General features: G+C 70.8%; 16 protein-coding genes. 10 read left to right on the top strand and 6 right to left on the bottom strand.

Annotation, left to right across the window (positions count from 1 at the left end):
- Positions 1-18: 18 nt before the first annotated feature.
- Positions 19-1,074 carry an LLM class F420-dependent oxidoreductase gene (locus tag ACIOC0_RS24435; RefSeq protein WP_402157504.1) on the top strand — a complete coding sequence of 352 codons (1,056 nt, stop codon included), beginning with the start codon at positions 19-21 and terminating at the stop codon, positions 1,072-1,074.
- 211 nt (positions 1,075-1,285) lie between these two features.
- Positions 1,286-2,080, top strand: a complete 795-nt coding sequence (locus ACIOC0_RS24430; protein WP_402157503.1) for a ferritin-like domain-containing protein — start codon at positions 1,286-1,288, stop codon at positions 2,078-2,080.
- On the opposite strand, the gene corA is transcribed toward ACIOC0_RS24430, so the two are convergent.
- Complete coding sequence (corA, locus tag ACIOC0_RS24425; protein ID WP_402157501.1) at positions 2,058-3,053, bottom strand: magnesium/cobalt transporter CorA; 996 nt, start codon at positions 3,051-3,053, stop codon at positions 2,058-2,060. The two genes, ACIOC0_RS24430 and corA, sit on opposite strands and share 23 nt — an antisense overlap.
- Positions 3,054-3,115: 62 nt before the next feature.
- On the opposite strand from corA, the gene ACIOC0_RS24420 reads away from it, so the two are divergent.
- From ACIOC0_RS24420 to ACIOC0_RS24400, 5 genes are all read left to right on the top strand, one after another.
- Positions 3,116-3,802 carry a histidine phosphatase family protein gene (locus ACIOC0_RS24420; RefSeq protein ID WP_130444175.1) on the top strand — a complete coding sequence of 229 codons (687 nt, stop codon included), beginning with the start codon at positions 3,116-3,118 and terminating at the stop codon, positions 3,800-3,802.
- Positions 3,803-3,889: 87 nt separating this feature from the next.
- Positions 3,890-4,480, top strand: a complete 591-nt coding sequence (locus ACIOC0_RS24415) for a DUF3090 domain-containing protein (RefSeq protein WP_351097470.1) — start codon at positions 3,890-3,892, stop codon at positions 4,478-4,480.
- Positions 4,444-5,277, top strand: coding sequence for an SCO1664 family protein (locus tag ACIOC0_RS24410; protein WP_402157500.1), 834 nt, complete (start codon positions 4,444-4,446; stop codon positions 5,275-5,277). Before ACIOC0_RS24415 ends, ACIOC0_RS24410 begins: the two co-directional genes overlap by 37 nt.
- Positions 5,278-5,369: 92 nt before the next feature.
- Positions 5,370-6,599 (top strand): cysteine--1-D-myo-inosityl 2-amino-2-deoxy-alpha-D-glucopyranoside ligase, encoded by a 1,230-nt coding sequence (mshC, locus tag ACIOC0_RS24405; protein WP_402157499.1) that lies wholly within the window; start codon positions 5,370-5,372, stop codon positions 6,597-6,599.
- Between the two features lie 188 nt (positions 6,600-6,787).
- Positions 6,788-7,753, top strand: coding sequence for an SMP-30/gluconolactonase/LRE family protein (locus ACIOC0_RS24400; protein ID WP_402157497.1), 966 nt, complete (start codon positions 6,788-6,790; stop codon positions 7,751-7,753).
- Between the two features lie 61 nt (positions 7,754-7,814).
- Here ACIOC0_RS24400 and ACIOC0_RS24395 read toward each other — a convergent pair whose 3' ends face one another.
- The 5 genes from ACIOC0_RS24395 to ACIOC0_RS24375 form a co-directional block, all read right to left on the bottom strand.
- Entirely contained in the window at positions 7,815-8,741 is a 927-nt protein-coding gene (locus ACIOC0_RS24395) for a PAC2 family protein (RefSeq protein ID WP_402157495.1), read from the bottom strand.
- Between the two features lie 262 nt (positions 8,742-9,003).
- Positions 9,004-10,620 (bottom strand): FAD-dependent oxidoreductase, encoded by a 1,617-nt coding sequence (locus ACIOC0_RS24390; protein WP_402157493.1) that lies wholly within the window; start codon positions 10,618-10,620, stop codon positions 9,004-9,006.
- A 66-nt stretch (positions 10,621-10,686) separates the two neighbouring features.
- Positions 10,687-12,225 carry a glycerol kinase GlpK gene (gene glpK, locus ACIOC0_RS24385; protein WP_130444189.1) on the bottom strand — a complete coding sequence of 513 codons (1,539 nt, stop codon included), beginning with the start codon at positions 12,223-12,225 and terminating at the stop codon, positions 10,687-10,689.
- 75 nt (positions 12,226-12,300) lie between these two features.
- A complete protein-coding gene (locus ACIOC0_RS24380; RefSeq protein ID WP_402157491.1) occupies positions 12,301-13,095 on the bottom strand; it encodes an MIP/aquaporin family protein in 795 nt (264 codons plus the stop codon).
- A gap of 412 nt (positions 13,096-13,507) precedes the next feature.
- A complete protein-coding gene (locus tag ACIOC0_RS24375) occupies positions 13,508-14,272 on the bottom strand; it encodes an IclR family transcriptional regulator (protein ID WP_352247843.1) in 765 nt (254 codons plus the stop codon).
- Positions 14,273-14,595: 323 nt separating this feature from the next.
- Here ACIOC0_RS24375 and metH point away from each other — a divergent pair, with 323 nt between their 5' ends.
- The 3 genes from metH (at position 14,596) to ACIOC0_RS24360 (ending at position 21,042) form a co-directional block, all read left to right on the top strand.
- A complete protein-coding gene (gene metH, locus ACIOC0_RS24370; RefSeq protein ID WP_402157489.1) occupies positions 14,596-18,111 on the top strand; it encodes a methionine synthase in 3,516 nt (1,171 codons plus the stop codon).
- Positions 18,112-18,276: 165 nt separating this feature from the next.
- Positions 18,277-18,972 carry an HAD family hydrolase gene (locus ACIOC0_RS24365; RefSeq protein WP_402157487.1) on the top strand — a complete coding sequence of 232 codons (696 nt, stop codon included), beginning with the start codon at positions 18,277-18,279 and terminating at the stop codon, positions 18,970-18,972.
- Between the two features lie 459 nt (positions 18,973-19,431).
- Positions 19,432-21,042: an ABC transporter substrate-binding protein gene (locus ACIOC0_RS24360; RefSeq protein ID WP_402157485.1), complete on the top strand. Its 1,611-nt coding sequence runs from the start codon at positions 19,432-19,434 to the stop codon at positions 21,040-21,042.
- The last annotated feature ends 33 nt before the right edge of the window (positions 21,043-21,075 follow it).

Here is a 21,075-nt window from a genome sequence, read left to right as displayed (position 1 = left end):
CAGTAAGGGGAATCGGCCATGCAGCTCGGGATCAACCTCGGCTACTGGGGTGCCGGAATGGACGGGGACAACCTCGCCGTGGCCCAGGAGGCCGACCGGCTGGGGTACGCCGTGTGCTGGGCCGCCGAGGCCTACGGCTCGGACGCGGCCACCGTGCTCAGCTGGGTCGCCGCCCAGACCGAGCGGATCGACGTCGGCTCGGCCATCTTCCAGATCCCGGCCCGCCAGCCGGCGATGACCGCGATGACCGCCGCCACCCTCGACTCGCTGTCCGGCGGCCGCTTCCGTCTCGGCCTCGGCGTCTCCGGCCCGCAGGTCTCCGAGGGCTGGTACGGCGTCAAGTTCGACAAGCCGCTGTCACGCACGCGTGAGTACGTCGAGATCGTCCGCAAGGCGATGACGCGGGAGCGGCTGTCCTACGAGGGCGAGCACTGGACGCTGCCGCTGCCCGGCGGCCCCGGCAAGCCCATCAAGCTGACCGTGCACCCGCAGCGCGAGCACATCCCGCTGTACATCGCCGCGATCGGCCCGAAGAACCTGGAGCAGACCGGCGAGATCGCCGACGGCGCCCTGCTGATCTTCCCCTCGGCGGACCACCTCGAGGACACCGCCGTCAAGCACCTGCGCGCGGGCCGCGAGAAGGCCGGCAAGACGCTGGACGGCTTCGACGTCTGCCCGACGCTGCCGCTCGCCGTCGGCGAGGACAAGGACATCGAGCGGCTCGCCGACGCCTTCCGCCCCTACACCGCCCTCTACGTCGGCGGCATGGGCAGCCCCAAGCAGAACTTCTACAACCAGCTCGCCCGCCGCATGGGCTACGAGCAGGCGGCGACCGAGATCCAGGAGAAGTACCTCTCCGGCGACAAGCAGGGCGCCGCGGCCGCCGTGCCGCACGACCTGATCGACAGCACCACGCTGCTCGGCTCCGTGGAGCGCATCGCCGACCGGATGAAGGCCTACGCCGCGGCCGGGGTCACCACCCTCAGCCTCGCCCCCGCCGGCTTCTCCCTCGACGAGCGCCTCGCCTCCCTGCGGGCCGGCGCGGAGGCCCTGGAGCTCTCCGGCCTGGCGTAGGACCCTCCAGAAGTTCAGCGGCCGTGGTGGGGGCTCGGGGGTCTTCCCCGCCACGGCCGTCACGGGGAACAACGCGCCGGAACCCGGCCGGTTACGCTCCCGCGGCGAGCGACGCCGTCACCTTTTCGGCCGAGCCGTCCGGCGCACCTGTTGCAGCCCCTCTCATACCGCACTTGACTCGTTCTCCCGGTATGCAGAGAGGTGCCCCCCCATGCTTTCGGCCAAGAACCTCTTCCAGGAGATCCTCGACGACGACGAGTCGTTCCGCCTGTTCTGCTCCATCGCCGCCGGCGGCGAATCCCAGGGCGGCTGGGAGAACGCCCGGATCGCCGCCCTCGTCCCACCCGCCGAACGCGACCTCGCCCCCAAGATCGCCCGGCACGGGGCCGACGAGGACAAACACGGCCGGATCTTCGAAGCCCTCCTGAGGAAACGGGGCCTGTCACCCGCCCCCGTACCCCCCGAGACCGACTACACGATGCTCCTGGAGCGCGAGGGCATCGGCCTCCCCCACGACAGACTCCGGGCCGACGAGCCGCTCACCGTGCCCGACATCGTCACCTACCTCGCCCACAGCCGCGTCACCGAACAACGCGCCTCCGAACAGATGCGGCTGCTGCGCAAGCACTTCGGCGACCATCCCGACCTCGGCCGCGCGGTGAAGATGATCTCCCACGACGAGGACAACCACCTCGCCTACTGCCACGAGGAACTGCTGCGCTACGCGCGCGCGGGACACGGCCGGACCATCCAGCGCACCCTGCGCCGATGCGCGCTCGCCGAGATCCGCGTCTACCGCGACGTCAGCCTCGCCGTCATGGCCCACATGGGCCGCCTCCTCGGCTGGAGCCGCCCCAAACGGGCCGCCCTCGCCGCCGGCATCCACGCCGTCCACGCCTGGGAACGCCTCGCCGGCTGGCACCGCATGGTCACCCTGAAGCCACCGCGGCGCACCAACGCCCTCGGCGGCCCCGAACCCGCGACTACAGCCAGCCCCGCCGTTTGAACATCCGGTACAGGCCCACCTCCAGGACGGCCATCACCGCTATCACCAGCGGATACGACCACACCCAATGCAGCTCCGGCATGTGCTCGAAGTTCATGCCGTAGATGCCCGCGATCATCGTCGGCACCGCCGCCATCGCCGCCCACGCGGAGATCTTCCGCATGTCGTCGTTCTGGCGGACGCTCATCTGCGCCAAGTGAGCCGACAGGATGTCCGACACCAGTCGGTCCAGGCCCTCCACGGACTCGTTCACGCGCGCGAGGTGATCGCTGACGTCACGGAAGAACGGCCGCGCCTTGTCGTTGACGAAGGGCAGAGTCGACCCCATCGCCCCCGTGCCCGCCAGCCGCGACATCGGCGGCGCCAGCGGACCGGTCGCCCGGCGGAACTCCAGCACCTGCCGCTTGAACGTGTAGATCCGCGACGCCGTGTGCCGCGAACCGCCGCCGTCCGGGGAGAACACCTCCGCCTCCAACTCCTCCAGGTCCGTCTGCAACTCCGTCGCCACATCCAGATAGTGGTCCACCGTCGCGTCGGCGATCGCGTACAGCACCGCCGTCGGCCCCTTCGCCAGCAGCTCCGGCTCGTGCTCCAGCCGCTGCCGCACCGCCGCCAGCGGAGCGCCCTCACCGTGCCGCACGGTCACCACGAACGAGTCGCCGATGAAGACCATGACCTCGCCCGAGGACACCGTGTCGCTCTCCTGCTCGTACACCACCGGCTTCAGCACCAGGAACAGCGAATCGTCGTACACCTCCAGCTTGGGCCGCTGATGGGCCTTCAACGCGTCCTCCACCGCCAGCGGGTGCAGCGCGAACTCCCGCGTGACGTGGTCGAACTCCTTCTCGGTGGGCTCATGCAGCCCGATCCATACGAAACCGCCCGCGGCGCGCGCCTCGTCCAGCGCGTCGGAGAAGTCCTGCGGGCCCTCACTGCGGTGCCCGTCACGGTAAATGGCACAGTCCACGATCACGGAGCGTGTTCTCCCTTCGGCCGTTCCTCTTCGCCCCCCGGCGTACGCCTACCCTGGGCCGCATGCCCACGCTGATCCTCGTCCGGCACGGACGGTCCACCGCCAACACCGCAGGCCTCCTCGCCGGCTGGACGCCCGGCGTCGCCCTCGACGAGCGCGGCGCCGAGCAGGCCGCCGCACTCCCCGGACGGCTCGCCGGACTGCCGATCGCCGAGGTCGTCGCCAGCCCCCTGCAACGCTGCCAGGAAACCGTCCAGCCCCTCCTCGACGCCCGCCCCGGCCTGCCCGCGCACACCGACGAACGGATCGGGGAGTGTCACTACGGCGACTGGTCGGGCCGCAAGCTCGCCGAGCTGAAGGACGAACCGCTCATGGACATCGTCCAGGCGCACCCCTCCGCGGCCGCCTTCCCGGGCGGCGAGTCGATGCGCGCCATGCAGACCCGCGCCGCCGAAGCGGTCCGCGAGTGGAACGCGCGCGTGGAGCGTGACCACGGCGCCGACGCCGTCTACCTCATGTGTTCGCACGGCGACATCATCAAGTCGCTCGTCGCCGACGCCCTCGGACTCCATCTCGACCTCTTCCAGCGGATCTCCGTCGAACCGTGTTCCATCACCGCGATCCGCTACACCCGCGTGCGGCCCTTCCTCGTCCGCCTCGGCGACACCGGCGACTTCGCCTCCCTGACGCCCCGCGAGGAGCCCCCCGCCGAGGACGCCGCGGTAGGGGGCGGTGCGGGCGCACCGTGATCGTCGGCCGCAGTAGGGTGAAGCGGTCCGCATACGCACGTTCACGCATGGACGTTCACGTACCCACGATTCCCATGGAGACAGGACGTGTCCCGTCAGGTGTTCCTCTACGACCCCCCGGACCGCTTCGTGGCCGGTACGGTCGGACTGCCCGGACGCCGTACCTTCTTCCTCCAGGCCGCCGCAGGCTCCCGGGTGACCAGTGTGGCCCTGGAGAAGACCCAGGTCGCCGCACTCGCCGAGCGCATGGACGAGCTGCTGGACGAGGTCGTACGCCGTAGCGGCGGGAGCGCCGCCGTGCCCGCCGTGGCGCCCGCCGAGGTCGCCGACACCGCGCCCCTCGAAACGCCGGTCGAGGAGGAGTTCCGCGTCGGCACCATGGCCCTCGCCTGGGACGGCGAGGAACAGCGCATGATCGTCGAGGCGCAGGCACTCGTGGAACTCGACGCCGACTCCGAGGAAGACCTCGCCGAAGCGGAGGAGCGGCTCCTCCAGGACGAGGAGAACGGGCCACCGATGCTGCGGGTCCGCCTCACCGGCGCCCAGGCCCGGGCCTTCGCCAAGCGGGCCCTCGACGTCGTCAACGCCGGCCGGCCGCCGTGCCCGCTGTGCAGTCTGCCGCTCGACCCGGAAGGACACGTATGTCCGCGCCAGAACGGATACCGCCGCGGGGCGTGACGACCGCCGGCCCCGCCTTCGCCGACCTGCTCGCCCGGGGCGAGCTGACCGTGCGCGGACGCATCCAGGACGCCTCCAACGCGGCCCTCTACTGCACGGTCGCCCACGAGGGCCGCGAAGCGGCCTGCGTGTACAAACCCGTCGCGGGGGAGCGGCCCCTGTGGGACTTCCCCGACGGCACCCTCGCCCAGCGGGAGGTCGCCGCGTACGCCGTTTCCGAGGCCACCGGCTGGGGGCTCGTACCGCCCACCGTGCTGCGCGACGGACCGTACGGCGAAGGCATGTGCCAGCTGTGGATCGAGGCCTCCGCGCAGGACGGGCTGCTCGCCCTCGTCGACGCGGAGGAACCGGAGCCCGGCTGGAAGGCGATCGGCCTCGCCGACGTCGGCGAGGGCCGCACGGCGCTCCTCGTGCACGCCGACGACGAACGGCTGCGGCGGCTCGCCGTCCTCGACGCCGTCGTCAACAACGCCGACCGCAAGGGCGGCCACCTCCTGACCACCGACACCGGGCACCTGTACGGCATCGACCACGGCGTCACGTTCAACGCCGAGAACAAACTCCGCACCCTGCTGTGGGGCTGGGCCGGGGAACCCCTCACCCCGGACGCCGTCGAAGCCCTGGAGCGCCTGCGCACCGCCCTCGAACCGGCGGGGGAGCTGACCGGCGTCCTTGCCGGGCTCATCACACCGGCGGAGACCGACGCCACTCGCGCGCGCGTCGACGCCCTGCTGGCCTCCGGCAGACACCCCGCGCCCGGCGGCGACTGGCCGGCGATCCCCTGGCCCCCCGTCTGACCACACCCGCGACGTACGCGCAAGAGTGCCTTCCCGGTCAACCGGCGGGCACCGGTTCGTAACGGGAACTCCGGTCCGGTTAGGCTCATGACATGCATGCCTGGCCCGCTTCCGAGGTCCCCGCCCTGCCTGGTCAGGGCCGCGACCTGAGGATCCACGACACCGCGACCGGCGGCCTCGTCACCCTCGACCCCGGTCCCGTCGCCCGAATCTACGTCTGCGGTATCACGCCGTACGACGCGACCCACATGGGTCACGCGGCCACCTACAACGCGTTCGACCTCGTGCAGCGCGTGTGGCTCGACACCAAGCGGCAGGTCCACTACGTCCAGAACGTCACCGACGTCGACGACCCGCTCCTGGAGCGGGCCCAGCGCGACGGCGTCGACTGGACCGCCCTCGCCGAGAAGGAGACCGCCCTCTTCCGCGAGGACATGACCGCCCTGCGCATGCTCCCGCCGCGCCACTACATCGGCGCCGTCGAGGCGATACCCGGCATCGTGCCCCTCGTCGAGCGGCTCCGCGACGCCGGCGCCGCCTACGAACTGGACGGCGACGTCTACTTCTCCGTCGAGTCCGACCCGCACTTCGGCAAGGTGTCCCGCCTGGACGCCGCCGCCATGCGGCTGCTCTCCGCCGAACGCGGCGGCGACCCCGACCGCCCCGGCAAGAAGAACCCGCTCGACCCGATGCTGTGGACCGCCGCCCGAGACGGCGAGCCCAGCTGGGACGGCGCCTCCCTGGGCCGCGGCCGCCCCGGCTGGCACATCGAGTGCGTCGCCATCGCCCTGGACCACCTCGGCATGGGCTTCGACCTCCAGGGCGGCGGCTCCGACCTCGCCTTCCCGCACCACGAGATGGGCGCCTCCCACGCCCAGGCCCTCACCGGCGAGTTCCCCATGGCCAAGGCGTACGTCCACGCCGGCATGGTCGGCCTGGACGGCGAGAAGATGTCCAAGTCCAAGGGCAACCTCGTCTTCGTCTCGCAACTGCGCCGCGACGGCGTCGACCCGGCGGCGATCCGGCTCGCCCTGCTCGCCCACCACTACCGCGCCGACTGGGAGTGGACCGACCAGGCGCTCCCCGACGCGCAGGACCGGCTCGGGCGCTGGCGCGCGGCCGTCTCCCGGCCCGACGGCCCGCCCGCCGAGGCCCTCGTCGAGGAGATCCGCGACGCCCTCGCCGACGACCTGGACGCCCCCGCCGCGCTGGCCGCCGTCGACCGCTGGGCCGCGCTCCAGCAGGAGCGGGGCGGCACGGACACCGGGGCGCCCGGCGTCGTGTCGCGAGCGGTGGACGCCCTGCTCGGCGTGGCGCTGTAACCCGCGCGGGAGAACCGGCACGTGCCCTTCCCCTCGGGAGCAACACCCCCGAAGCGGAAGGGCACGTGCCGTTCCCCCGCCCGGCCCGTCGTCAGGCTGCCGGTGACGCCTGTCATGTGATGGGGTGTGAGCGTTCACGACAACCGCTCCGCCGGCCACGAGCCGGCCCCCACGCGGAAGGACGCACAGTGGCATCCACAGAACGGTCCTTAGCCCGCCGCAGACTTCTCACCGCGACCGCCGCCCTGTCCGGCGCGGCGCTCCTCGGCGGCGCCGGCGCCACCACCGCCCACGCCGCCGGCGCGCGCGGCACGGCATGGCCCGCCGCGTTCCCCCTGCCCGACGGCTTCCAGCCCGAGGGCATAACCATCGGCAGCCGCCCCCACGCCTACCTCGGCTCCCTCGCGAACGGCGACGTCCACCGGGTGAGCCTCGCCACCGGCCGCGGCTCCCTCGCCGTCAAGGGCCTCGGCGAGGGCCACCCCACCGTCGGACTGAAGATCGACCGGCACCACCGGCTCTTCCTGGCCGGCGGCCCGAGCGGCGAGATCCGCGTCGCCGACGCCCACACCGGCGAGACCGAGCAGGTCCACGCCACCGGCGGCGTCTTCGTGAACGACGTGATCCTCACCCCGGGCGCCGCCTGGTTCACCGACTCCTTCGCACCCCGGCTCTACAAACTGGTCCTCGGCCGGCACGGCACGCCGCAGGCACTGGAGAACCTGCCGCTGAGCGGCGACTGGGTGCAGGGCGACGAGTTCACCGCCAACGGCATCGAACGCACCCCCGACGGCAGGGCGCTGCTGGTGGTCGACACCGCCGCCGACGGCGGCGGCCTGATGCGGGTCGACCCGGCCACCGGAGCCGCCCGCGCGGTCGACCTCGGGCCGGCCCGGCTGCCCAACGGCGACGGCCTGCTCCTGCTCGGCCGGATCCTCTACGCCGTCCAGCAGCGGCAGAACGCGATCGACGTCTTCCGGCTGAACGCGGCCGGCACCCGGGGCACCGCCATCGCCCGGATCACCGACCCGCGCTTCCGCATCCCGACGACGGCCGCGGCGTGGGGAGACCGCCTCTACCTGCCGAACGCCCGCTTCGACGTCCCCCCGACGCCCACCACCGACTACGACGTGGTGGCCGTGGACCGCGTCTGACGACGAGAGGGCGGTGCGCCGACGCGCACCGCCCTCCCCCGCCTGCTCCCCGCGCAGGGCTTCAGTCCTCCGACGAGTCCTCGTCGTCGCTCGCCGGCTTGGGCGGCCTCGGCGGGCGGGTCCGCTCACCGGGATCGGGCGGACCACCGCCGTCCCGGCGCCGCAGATACCGCTCGAACTCGCGGGCGATCGCCTCACCCGACGCCTCCGGCAGCTCCGCGGTGTCCCGGGCCTCCTCCAGCGTCTGGACGTACTCGGCCACCTCGCTGTCCTCGGCGGCGAGTTGGTCCACCCCCGTCTGCCACGCCCGGGCGTCCTCGGGCAGTTCGCCCAGCGGGATCCGCAGGTCGATCAGGTCCTCCAGACGGTTCAGCAGAGCCAGCGTCGCCTTGGGGTTGGGCGGCTGCGACACATAGTGCGGCACCGCCGCCCACAGGCTCACCGCCGGCACGCCCGCGTGCGTGCACGCCTCCTGGAGGACGCCGACGATGCCCGTCGGACCCTCGTACTTGGTCTCCTCCAGGTCCATCCGCCGGGCCAGGTCGGCGTCGGACGTGGTCCCGCTGATCGGCACGGGACGCGTGTGCGGGGTGTCGCCGAGCAGGGCGCCCAGGATGACCACCAGCTCCACGCCCAGCTCGTGGGCGAAGCCGAGCAACTCGTTGCAGAACGAGCGCCAGCGCATGGACGGTTCGATCCCACGCACCAGCACCAGATCGCGAGGCTTCTCACCGCCGACCCGCACCACCGACAGCCTCGTCGTCGGCCACGTGATCTTGCGGACGCCGGACTCCATGAACACCGTGGGGCGGTTCACCTGGAAGTCGTAGTAGTCCTCGGCGTCCAGCGCCGCGAACACCTCGCCCTTCCACTCCCGCTCCAGATGCGCGACCGCGGTGGAGGCGGCGTCGCCGGCATCGTTCCAGCCCTCGAACGCGGCCACCATGACCGGGTCGATCAGCTCGGGAACCCCCTCGAGCTCGATCACCCAGCGCCTCCTTCCGACGTGCCCTCGCCTGACCACCCAACCTTACGGCGTTCCGCGGGGGCGCCCGCAGCCCCCTCGCACGGGGGAGTGAACGGATCACTGCCCCGATCCCGACCCCCGAACACCCGTCCCCCGAAGCCGCTCACGGCTCGACCGTCGGCGGTCAACCGGGCGTCACAACTCCCCACGCCGAGAGGGGCGCCTCCGGCATGCGGAGACGCCCCTCTCACGGTGTCGGCCCTCGACGAGGCCGCCGGCGGGACTACTTCTTCTCGAGGAGGTTCTGCACCTTCGCCCGGACCTCGTCCGAGGCCAGACCGCGGATGGTCAGCGTCGTACGGCGGCGCAGCACATCGTCCGCCGTCTCGGCCCACTCGTGGTCACGGGCGTAGACGACCTGCGCCCAGATCTCGGGGGCGTCCGGGTGGACCCGCTCGCCCAGCTCCGGGTTCTCGTTCGCCAGCCGGGCGATGTCGAAGGCCAGCGAACCGTAGTGCGTCGCCAGGTGCTTGGCGGTGTCGGCGGCCATGCGCGGGCCGGGTGCCGGGTTGTCCACCAGCAGCCGGTGGGCGATCGCCCGCGGGTTGGCGACACCCGGCAGCGGCAGCTTCTTCGGCAGCGAGGAGATCGGCTCGAAGTCGTCGCCGAGCGGGTGGCCCGGCAGCGCCTCCAGCTTCTGCATCACCGTCCGGCCGATGTGGCGGAACGTCGTCCACTTGCCGCCCGCGACGGACAGCATGCCGCCCCGGCCCTCGGTGACGACGGTCTCCCGCTTGGCCTTGGCCGTGTCGCCGGGACCACCCGGCAACACCCGCAGGCCCGCGAAGGAGTAGGTGATCAGATCACGGCTGAGCTGCTGGTCCCGGATCGAGAACGCGGCCTCGTCCAGGATCTGGGTTATGTCGGCGTCGTTGACGGCGACGTCGGCCGGGTCACCCTCGTACTCCTCGTCGGTGGTGCCGAGCAGCAGCATGTCCTCCCAGGGGAGGGCGAAGGTGATGCGGTACTTGTCGATCGGGGTGGCCAGCGCGGCCCGCCAGGGCGAGGTGCGCTTCAGGACCAGGTGCGCGCCCTTCGACAGCCGGATCGACGGCGCCGCGTTCTCGTCCTCCATCCGGCGCAGGTGATCCACCCACGGCCCGGTCGCGTTCAGCACCAGACGGGCGTTCACGCCGAACTCGTCGCCGGAGACCCGGTCGTGCAGATCGGCGCCGGTGACCCGGCCGCGGGTGAAGCGCAGTCCCTTCACCTCGGCGTGGTTGAGCACCACCGCGCCCGCCTCGACGGCCGCGCGGACCGTCATCAGCGCCATCCGGGCGTCGTTCATCTGGTCGTCGCCGTACACGGCCACGGCCTTGAGGTTGTCGGTGCGCAGCTCGGGCACGTCCTGCGCGGCCTTGGCGGGGGAGAGCAGATGGCCCACCCCGTCGCCGAAGGCCGACAGGGCGGAGTAGGCGAACACGCCCGCCCCGAGCTTCGCCGCGCCGTGCGGCCCGCCCTTGTACACCGGGAGGTAGAACGTGAGCGGGTTCGCCAGGTGGGGGGCCACCTGGCGGGAGACCGCACGGCGCTCGAAGTGGTTCTCCGCCACCAGCTTCACCGCGCCGGTCTGCAGGTAGCGCAGACCGCCGTGGAGCAGCTTGGAGGAGGCGGAGGAGGTGGCGCCGGCGAAGTCGCCGGCGTCGACCAGGGCCACCCTCAGGCCGGACTGCGCGGCGTGCCAGGCGGTGGAGATGCCCAGGATGCCGCCGCCGATCACGAGGAGGTCGTACGACGCCTTTGCGAGCTGCTCCCGGGTCTCGGCCCGGCTCGGGTTGGAGCCGGAGGCCGGGTGCGTGCCCAGGGCAGGCACGGACTGGAGGGTGGACTGACTGGTCATATCGGGTTCTTACTCCTCATGTGAGCTCCGGCCGCGGCCGGCTTCGAAGCGGGGAGCCGGCTCTCGTCAGCTCTCGTCCTCGAGCCAGCCCATGGTCCGCTCGACGGCCTTGAGCCAGCTCTTGTACTCACGGTCGCGGGTGTCCGCGTCCATGCGGGGGGTCCATTCGGCGGCCCGGCGCCAGTTGGCGCGCAGGTCGTCGGTGCTGGTCCAGAAGCCGACGGCGAGGCCGGCGGCGTAGGCGGCGCCGAGGCAGGTCGTCTCGGCGACCATGGGGCGCACCACAGGCGCGTCCAGGAAGTCCGAGAGGGTCTGCATCAGCAGGTTGTTGGAGGTCATGCCGCCGTCGACCTTGAGGGCCGCGAGCTCGACGCCGGAGTCCTTGGTCATGGCGTCGGTGATCTCACGGGTCTGCCAGGCGGTGGCCTCCAGGACGGCGCGCGCGAGGTGCGCCTTGGTGACGTACCGGGTGAGGCCGGCGATCACACCGCGGGCGTCGGAGCGCCAGTACGGGGCGAACAGGCCGGAGAAGGCCGGCACGAAGTACGCGCCGCCGTTGTCCTCGACCGAGAGCGCGAGGGTCTCGATCTCGGCGGCGGTGGAGATCAGGCCCATCTGGTCGCGCATCCACTGCACCAGCGAACCGGTGACGGCGATGGAGCCTTCGAGGGCGTAGACCGGCTTGTCGTCGCCGATGCGGTAGCCGACGGTGGTCAGCAGCCCGGAGTAGGAGTTGATGATCTTCTCGCCGGTGTTCATCAGCATGAACGTGCCGGTGCCGTAGGTCGACTTGGCCTCGCCCTCGGCGAAACAGGTCTGGCCGAACAGGGCGGCCTGCTGGTCGCCGAGCGCGGAGGCGACCGGGATGCCGCCCAGCAGGTCGCCGAGCCTGCCGCCGCTGATCTCGCCGTACACCTCGGCGGAGGAGCGGATCTCGGGGAGCATCGCGAGGGGGACGCCGATGGACTCGGCGATCTTCTCGTCCCACTCCAGGGTGTGCAGGTTCATCAGCATGGTGCGGGAGGCGTTGGTGACGTCGGTGTAGTGCTTGCCGCCGTCGACGCCGCCGGTCAGGTTCCAGATGACCCAGGTGTCCATGGTGCCGAAGAGGATGTCGCCGGCCTCGGCGCGCTCGCGCAGGCCCTCGACGTTGTCCAGCAGCCAGCGGGCCTTGGGGCCGGCGAAGTACGAGGCGAGCGGCAGGCCCGTCTCGCGGCGGAAGCGGTCCTGTCCGACGTTGCGGCCGAGCTCCCGGCACAGGCCGTCGGTGCGGGTGTCCTGCCAGACGATGGCGTTGTGGACGGGCTCGCCGGTGTTCTTGTCCCACAGCAGCGTGGTCTCACGCTGGTTGGTGATGCCGATGGCCTTGATGTCGTCCCGGGTGATGCCGGCCTTCTCGACGGCTCCGGCGACGACCTCCTGGACGTTGGTCCAGATCTCGTTCGCGTCGTGCTCGACCCAGCCCGGCTTGGGGAAGATCTGCTCGTGCTCCTTCTGGTCGACGGAGACGATGCGCCCGTCGCGGTCGAAGACGATGCAGCGGGAAGACGTGGTGCCCTGGTCGATCGCCGCGATGAAGGGGCCGGCGGTGTGGGCGTCGGTCACTGTGTGCTCCTGGGAGTTCCGTGGGTGAGTGGCAGTACGTACGGCGCGTGCTGGCGGTGCAAGGTGCAGCCTGGCCTATGCGAATGCGACGTTGTAGATGCCTGCGGCGATCGCCCCGCCGATCAGCGGGCCGACGACGGGGATCCAGGCGTAGGCCCAGTCGGAGCCGCCCTTGTTGGGCAGGGGCAGGAGGGCGTGGACGATGCGCGGACCGAGGTCACGGGCCGGGTTGATCGCGTAGCCGGTGGGGCCGCCGAGGGACAGGCCGATCGAGACGACCACGAGCGCGGTGACCAGTGCGCCCAGGGTGCCCAGACCGTTGCCCTTGTCGTTCAGGCCCTGAGTGAGGACGGCGAGCACGAGCACGACCGTGCCGATGATCTCCGTGGCGAGGTTCTGCACGACGTTGCGGATCTCCGGGCCGGTGGAGAAGACGCCCAGGACCGGGCCCGCGCCCTTCTCCTGTGCCTCCACGGCCTTGGCCGCCGTGGACTGGGCACCGGGGCCGCCGACGATCTCACGGTCGGTGAGGTGGGCGTGGAACTGGCCGTAGTAGGCCAGCCAGACCAGTGCCGCGCCGATCATGGCGCCGAGGAGCTGTCCGGCGAAGTAGGTCGGAACGTTGCTCCAGTCGCCGTCCTTGATCGCGAGTGCGACCGTCACGGCCGGGTTGAGGTGGGCGCCGGAGAGCGGCGCCGAGGTGTACACGGCCGTCAGAACGGCGAAACCCCACCCGAAGGTGATGGCGAGCCAGCCGGCGTTACGGGCCTTGGAGGCCTTCAGTGTGACGGCCGCGCAGACGCCGCCGCCGAGCAGGATGAGTATGGCGGTACCGATGGTCTCGCCGATGAAGATGTCGGAGCTGGACACCCGCGACTCCTTTGTCCTTCGTCCAGGGGACCGAACCCCGGGTCCCTCCGGGGGTTCGAGCCGCCCTCGGGGGTGAGAGCGATGCCGGCCCATGGCGTTGCCACACTCTAGCGCTTATTGCCGGTAGGTGTTCGACAATGCCGACCGATGGACGGGAGTCTTTCTCCGGCGTTCCGTGCACGTCAAGAGCTGTGTTGCCGAATGCAGGATCGTTATTGATCGGCTCCGGTCGTCGAACCTGTGATCGAATTCATGATCGAACCTGTCCGAAACATCCCTTTCAGGGTATGGCGAAGGCCGGGACGCCCGTACGGCGCCCCGGCCCGCTCTCACCTGCTTGTCGAAACCGCGCCGCCGCTTCTGGAAACCCGCGCCGCGCAGGCCCCTCAGGCCCGCGTCACACGAGCAGCGCTCAGAACCGTGCCGCGCCCAGATCCCGCGACACCGCGCGGGCGCAGTCCCGCACCGCCGCGATCAGCTCGGGGCGCAGCTCGCCCTCCCGGCACAGCCGCTCCACCGCCCCCGTGATCCCGACCGCCCCCACCGGCATGCGCCGCCGGTCGTGCACGGGCGCGGCAATAGAGGCCACGCCCTCCCAGGTCTCCTCCACGTCGGCCGCGTAACCACGCGCGCGCGTGAGGTCCAGAAGCTGCTCGAAATCCTCCAGTTCGCACACCGTGCGATCCGTGAAGGGCTTGCGGTCGGCCTCCAGCACCTCGCTGTGCGCGACCGGGTCGTACGCCGACAGCACCTTGCCCAGCGCGGTGGAGTGCAGCGGCTGCATGGCCCCGATCTCCAGCACCTGCCGGCTGTCGTCGGGCCGGAACACGTGGTGCACCACCAACACGCCCTGCTGGTGCAGTACTCCGAGATGAACGCTCTCACCGCTGGAGCGCGCCAGGTCGTCCGTCCACACCAGGGCACGCGCCCGCAGCTCGTGCACATCGAGGTAGGTGGTGCCCAGACGCAGCAGCTCCGCGCCCAGCTGATACCGCCCCGAGGCCTCGTCCTGCTCGACGAACCCCTCCTGCTGGAGGGTGCGCAGGATGCCGTGGGCGGTCCCCTTGGCCAGGCCCAGCGACGAGGCGATGTCCGACAGACCGAGCCGCCGCTCGCCGCCCGCGAGGAGCCGCAGCATCGCGGCCGCCCGTTCGAGCGACTGGATGTTCCGTGCCATCGCCGTCCTGCCTCCGTCCCCTCGACCGTCCACGCGCGGCAACACCGCCGTCGTTCGGCAATGTCGAACACTACCGGTCCATGCCGACCTCCCGCTAATGGTCGGCCGGAAGGTGTTACGCACTCGCCCCACACGGGTGAACCGCACACCGCCGCGGTCCGTCCCGTGGACGCCATGACCATAAGCCCGCCGACCCGGCTACGCTGGCGGCGAGCGCCCTTCACGGAAGATCCGTGCGCCGCCCCTCCCGGGCGGCTCCCGGGAGCGACCGCGGAGCCGGCGCCGAAGAAGCCGACAGCCGTCGCACCCGAGGGAGCCCTTACATGGCCTCAGTGCCGCCGACCCCTTCCGCCGACAGCCGGACCCGCGTGTCCGAGCTCCGAGAGGCCCTGGCCACCCGGGTGGTGGTCGCCGACGGAGCCATGGGCACCATGCTCCAGGCCCAGGAGCCCACCCTCGAGGACTTCCAGAACCTCGAGGGCTGCAACGAGATCCTCAACGTCACCCGCCCGGACATCGTCCGCTCCGTCCACGCCGAGTACTACGACGCCGGCGTCGACTGCGTCGAGACCAACACCTTCGGCGCCAACCACGCGGCCATGGCCGAGTACGACATCCCCGAGCGCGTCCACGAACTGTCCGAGGCCGGCGCCCGCATCGCCCGCGAGACCGCCGACGAGTACGCCGCCCGCGACGGCCGCACCCGCTGGGTCCTCGGCTCCATCGGCCCCGGCACCAAACTGCCCACCCTCGGCCACGTCGCCTACACCACCCTGCGCGACGCCTTCCAGCAGAACGCCGAAGGGCTCATCGCCGGCGGCGCCGACGCCCTCATCGTCGAGACCACCCAGGACCTGCTGCAGACCAAGGCCGCCGTCCTCGGCGCCCAACGCGCCCGCGAACTCTCCGGCCTGGACCTGCCGCTCATCGTCTCCGTCACCGTCGAGACCACCGGCACCATGCTGCTCGGCTCCGAGATCGGCGCCGCCCTGACGGCCCTGGAGCCGCTCGGCATCGACATGATCGGCATGAACTGCGCCACCGGCCCCGCCGAGATGAGCGAGCACCTGCGCTACCTCGCCCGCAACGCCCGCATCCCGCTGGCCTGTATGCCCAACGCCGGCCTGCCCGTGCTCGGCAAGGACGGCGCCAGCTACCCCCTGACCGCGCCGGAACTCGCCGACGCCCAGGAGAACTTCGTCCGCGACTACGGCCTCTCCCTGGTCGGCGGCTGCTGCGGCACCACCCCCGAACACCTGCGCCAGGTCGTCGAACGCGTCCGCGGCCTCGCCCCCGCCGAGCGCGACCCGCGTCCCGAGCCGGGCGCCGCCTCCCTCTACCAGAGCGTCCCCTTCCGCCAGGACACCTCCTACCTCGCCATCGGCGAGCGGACCAACGCCAACGGCTCCAAGAAGTTCCGCGAGGCGATGCTTCAGGCACGCTGGGACGACTGCGTGGAGATGGCCCGCGAGCAGATCCGCGAGGGCGCGCACATGCTCGACCTGTGCGTGGACTACGTCGGCCGCGACGGCGTCGCCGACATGGAGGAACTCGCCGGCCGCCTCGCCACCGCCTCCACCCTGCCGATCGTGCTCGACTCCACCGAGGTCGACGTCATCCAGGCGGGCCTGGAGAAGCTCGGCGGCCGCGCCGTCATCAACTCCGTCAACTACGAGGACGGCGACGGCCCCGAATCCCGCTTCGCCAAGGTCACCAAGCTCGCCCGCGAGCACGGCGCCGCGCTCATCGCCCTCACCATCGACGAGGAAGGCCAGGCCCGCACCCCCGAGAAGAAGGTCGAGATCGCCGAACGGCTCATCGCCGACCTCACCGGCAACTGGGGCATCCGCGAGGAAGACATCCTCATCGACACCCTGACCTTCACCATCTGCACCGGCCAGGAGGAGTCCCGCAAGGACGGCATCGCCACCATCGAGGCGATCCGCGAACTCAAGCGCCGCCACCCCGACGTGCAGACCACCCTCGGCCTGTCGAACATCTCCTTCGGCCTCAACCCGGCCGCGCGCATCCTGCTCAACTCCGTCTTCCTCGACGAGTGCGTCAAGGCCGGCCTGGACTCCGCCATCGTCCACGCCTCGAAGATCCTCCCGATCGCCCGGTTCTCCGAGGAGGAGGTCGCCACCGCCCTCGACCTCATCCACGACCGCCGCAGCGAGGGCTACGACCCCCTGCAGAAGCTCATGCAGCTCTTCGAGGGCGCCACCGCCAAGTCCCTCAAGGCCGGCAAGGCCGAGGAACTGGCCGCCCTCCCACTGGACGAGCGCCTCAAGCGCCGCATCATCGACGGCGAGCGCAACGGCCTGGAAGCCGACCTCGACGCCGCCCTGCAGGACCGCCCCGCCCTCGACATCGTCAACGAGACCCTCCTGGACGGCATGAAGGTCGTCGGCGAACTCTTCGGCTCCGGCCAGATGCAGCTGCCGTTCGTCCTGCAGTCCGCCGAGGTCATGAAGACCGCGGTCGCCCACCTCGAACCCCACATGGAGAAGTCGGACGCCGAGGGCAAGGGCACCATCGTCCTGGCCACCGTGCGCGGCGACGTCCACGACATCGGCAAGAACCTCGTCGACATCATCCTGTCCAACAACGGCTACAACGTCGTCAACCTCGGCATCAAGCAGCCGGTCTCCGCGATCCTCGAAGCCGCCGAGGAACACCGCGCCGACGTCATCGGCATGTCCGGGCTCCTGGTCAAGTCCACGGTGATCATGAAAGAGAACCTGGAGGAGCTCAACCAGCGCGGCCTGGCCGCCGACTACCCCGTCATCCTCGGCGGCGCCGCCCTCACCCGCGCCTACGTCGAACAGGACCTCCACGAGGTCTACGAAGGCGAAGTCCGCTACGCCCGCGACGCCTTCGAGGGCCTGCGCCTGATGGACGCCCTCATCGGCGTCAAGCGAGGCGTCCCCGGCGCGAAGCTGCCCGAACTCAAGCAGCGCCGGGTCCGCGCCACCGCCGCCGCCGAGGTCGAGGAACGCCCCGAGGAAGGCCACGTCCGCTCCGACGTCGCCGTCGACAACCCGGTCCCCGAACCGCCGTTCTGGGGCACCCGGGTCATCAAGGGCATCCAGCTCAAGGAGTACGCCTCCTGGCTGGACGAAGGCGCCCTGTTCAAGGGCCAGTGGGGCCTGAAGCAGGCCCGCACCGGCGACGGCCCCACCTACGAGGAACTCGTCGAGACCGAGGGACGGCCCCGCCTGCGCGGCCTCCTCGACCGGCTCCAGACCGAGAACCTCCTCGAAGCGGCCGTCGTCTACGGCTACTTCCCCTGCGTGTCCAAGGACGACGACCTCATCCTCCTCGACGAGCACGGCAACGAGCGCACCCGCTTCACCTTCCCCCGCCAGCGCCGCGGCCGCCGTCTGTGCCTCGCGGACTTCTTCCGCCCCCAGGAATCCGGCGAGACCGACGTCGTCGGCCTCCAGGTCGTCACCGTCGGCTCCCGCATCGGCGAGGAGACCGCCAAGCTCTTCGCCTCCGACTCCTACCGCGACTACCTCGAACTCCACGGCCTGTCCGTGCAGTTGGCCGAGGCGCTCGCCGAGTACTGGCACGCACGCGTCCGCTCCGAACTCGGCTTCGCCGGCGAGGACCCGGCCGACATCGAGGAGATGTTCGCCCTGAAGTACCGAGGCGCCCGCTTCTCCCTCGGCTACGGCGCCTGCCCCGACCTGGAGGACCGCGCCAAGATCGCCGAACTCCTCCACCCCGAGCGGATCGGCGTCCACCTCTCGGAGGAGTTCCAGCTCCACCCCGAGCAGTCCACCGACGCCATCGTCATCCACCACCCGGAGGCCAAGTACTTCAACGCACGGTGACGACCCCCGCACCGCGTGCACACGGCGGCCCGCGTCACACGACGCGGCGCGCCACACCCAGCACACTGATCGGATAAGTCGTACACTGGTCGATCCCCGGCAGGCCGGTTGCCTCTTCGTGAGAAAAGGGCAGCCGGCCTGCTCGTCCCTCCAGGAGGTACGTGGATGACCAGTACGGTTCCCGCGCTCGGCACACGGACGGCCGAAGGTTCGGCCCTGCAGGCCGTGCTCCTCGACATGGACGGCACCCTGGTCGACACCGAGGGCTTCTGGTGGGACGTCGAGGTCGAGGTCTTCGCCGGCCTCGGGCGCACCCTCGACGACTCCTGGCGCCACGTCGTCGTCGGCGGCCCCATGAGCCGCAGCGCCGGCTTCCTCATCGAGGCGACCGGAGCGGACATCACCCTCCCCGAGCTCACCGTCCTGCTCAACGAGAGCTTCGAGAACCGCATCACCCGCACCCTGCCCCTGATGCCCGGAGCCACCCGCCTCCTCGCCGAACTCGCCGAACACGAGGTCCCCACCGCCCTCGTCTCCGCCTCGCACCGGCGCATCATCGACCGTGTCCTCACCTTCCTCGGCCCGCAGCACTTCGCCCTCACCGTCGCCGGCGACGAAGTCGCCCGCACCAAGCCCCACCCCGACCCCTACCTGTTCGCCGCCGCCGGCCTCGGCGCCGACCCCGCGCGCTGCGCCGTCGTCGAGGACACCGCCACCGGCGTCGCCGCCGCCGAGGCCGCCGGCTGCCACGTCGTCGCCGTCCCCTCCGTTGCGCCCATCCCGCCAGCCGCCCGCCGCACCGTCGTCCCCTCACTCGAACACGTCGACCTGACATTCCTGCGCGGCCTCATCACCGTCTGAAGATCACCGGCGGCGCGCCGGCGACGGAAAAGAGCGGACGTTCACCCAGCGTGCGCAACCGGCGACAACGGGAATTCCGCACCCGTGCGCACGGTGAATTCGAACCATCACCGACGGCTGAATTCCGCTGTCACCGCACCCCCCGGAACCTGTGACGTTCCCCACGCAGGGCGGGGTCGACACGGACGCCACCGTGTGCTGCACACCCCCGTAAGGGGGGTCACCACGCGCCCATGTGTCCCGATTGGTCAGACGCTGCACGAAACATTCCCCGCTCGGGTTTTCGGTCCGTCCGCACCCGGTTTCGCAGCGTGATGGGCTTTCAACTCCGGTGCCCGCGAACCGCCGTGCCGACCCGGACTAACCTCGACGCGAGAACAACGCAGTTACCCCCGTGTCCCGCCGCGACACCCCTGCATGCCGGGTACACGGACTTGAGAGCTCTGGAGAAACTCGAGCATGAACCGCAAGACTTTGGTGCTGCCGGCCGTCGTCGGTCTGCTCGCGCCCGTGCTCGCCGCCTGCGGCGGGTCCGACAGCGGCAGCGGCGGCGACGACGGCGCCATCGTCGTCGGCACCACGGACCGGTTCACCGTCACCAAGGACGCCCCCGCGCCGTTCGACCCCGCCTACTCCTACGACGTCGGCACCTGGAACGTCCTGCGCCAGACCGTGCAGACCCTGATGATCCAGCCCAAGGGCGACGGCGACCCCGTCCCCGAGGCCGCCCAGAGCTGCGGCTTCACCGACAGCGGCAACGAACGCTACGCCTGCAAGCTCCGCGACGGCCTGAAGTTCTCCAACGGCGACCCCGTCACCGCCGAGGACGTCAAGTTCTCCATCGACCGCGCCCGCTCCATCAAGGCCGACTCCGGCGTCTTCGCCCTGCTGTCCACCATCGACACCGTCGAGACGCAGGGCGACAACGAGGTCATCTTCCACCTCAAGACCGCCGACGCCACCTTCCCGTTCAAGCTGTCCACCCCCGTCGCCGGCATCGTCAACCCCGCCGACTACGACAAGGGCAAGCTCCGCGAAGGCTTCGCGATCGACGGCTCCGGGCCCTACACCCTGAAGACCGAGACCGACGGCGACGCCGTCACCAAGGCCGTCTTCACCAAGAACCCCGAGTACAAGGGGGTCCTCGACGTGAAGAACGAGAAGGTCGACATGGTCTCCTTCGAGGACGCCGACGCCATGGGCGCCGCCCTCGACAAGGGCGACATCGACGTCATGACCCGCACCATGACGCCGGAGCAGATCAAGAAGCTCTCCGACGCCGCCGGCGGCAACAAGGAATCCCTCGTCGAACTCGCCGGCCTGGAGATCCGCTACCTCGCCTTCAACACGAGCGCCCCCACGGTCAAGACCAAGGCCGTCCGCCAGGCCATGGCCCAGCTGATCAACCGCAGCGAACTCGTCTCCGCGGTGTACGGCACCCAAGCCGAACCGCTCTACTCGCTGGTCCCCGCCTCGATCACCGGCCACTCCAACTCGTTCTTCAACACCTACGGCGACCCCGACCCCGCCAAGGCCAAGGCGCTCCTGAAGGAAGCCGACGTCAGCACCCCCGTGAAGCTGACCCTGAACTACACCACCGACCACTACGGCGCGGCCACCAAGCAGGAGTTCGAGCACCTGCAGAAGCAGCTCAACGCCAGCGGACTGTTCGACGTCACCATCAAGGGCACGCCCTGGGCGACGTTCGTCCCCGCCGAACGCAAGGGCCAGTACGAGGTCTACGGCATGGGATGGTTCCCCGACTTCCCCGACGCCGACAACTTCCTCGCCCCGTTCCTGGACAAGGACAACTTCCTCAAGTCGCCCTACAAGAACGGCGACATCATCGACGACCTCATCCCGCAGTCCCGCCGGGTGGCCGACCGGCTCACCGCGGCCAAGAGCCTGACGGAGATCCAGGACATCGTCGCCCGAGACGTCCCCGTCATCCCCCTGTGGCAGGGCAAGCAGTACGTCGCATCCAGCGACGACATCACCGGCACGGCCTACGTGCTCAACTCCTCCGCGAGCCTGCAGCTGTGGGAGCTCTCCCGCGGCGTGAGCGGCTGACGCACCTCTCTCATCGACGTCCCGGGGCCCGGA

It is taken from the genome of Streptomyces sp. NPDC088254, from assembly GCF_044740925.1.
Lineage (GTDB): Bacteria > Actinomycetota > Actinomycetes > Streptomycetales > Streptomycetaceae > Streptomyces.
This window is presented reverse-complemented; position numbering and strand designations above follow the sequence as displayed.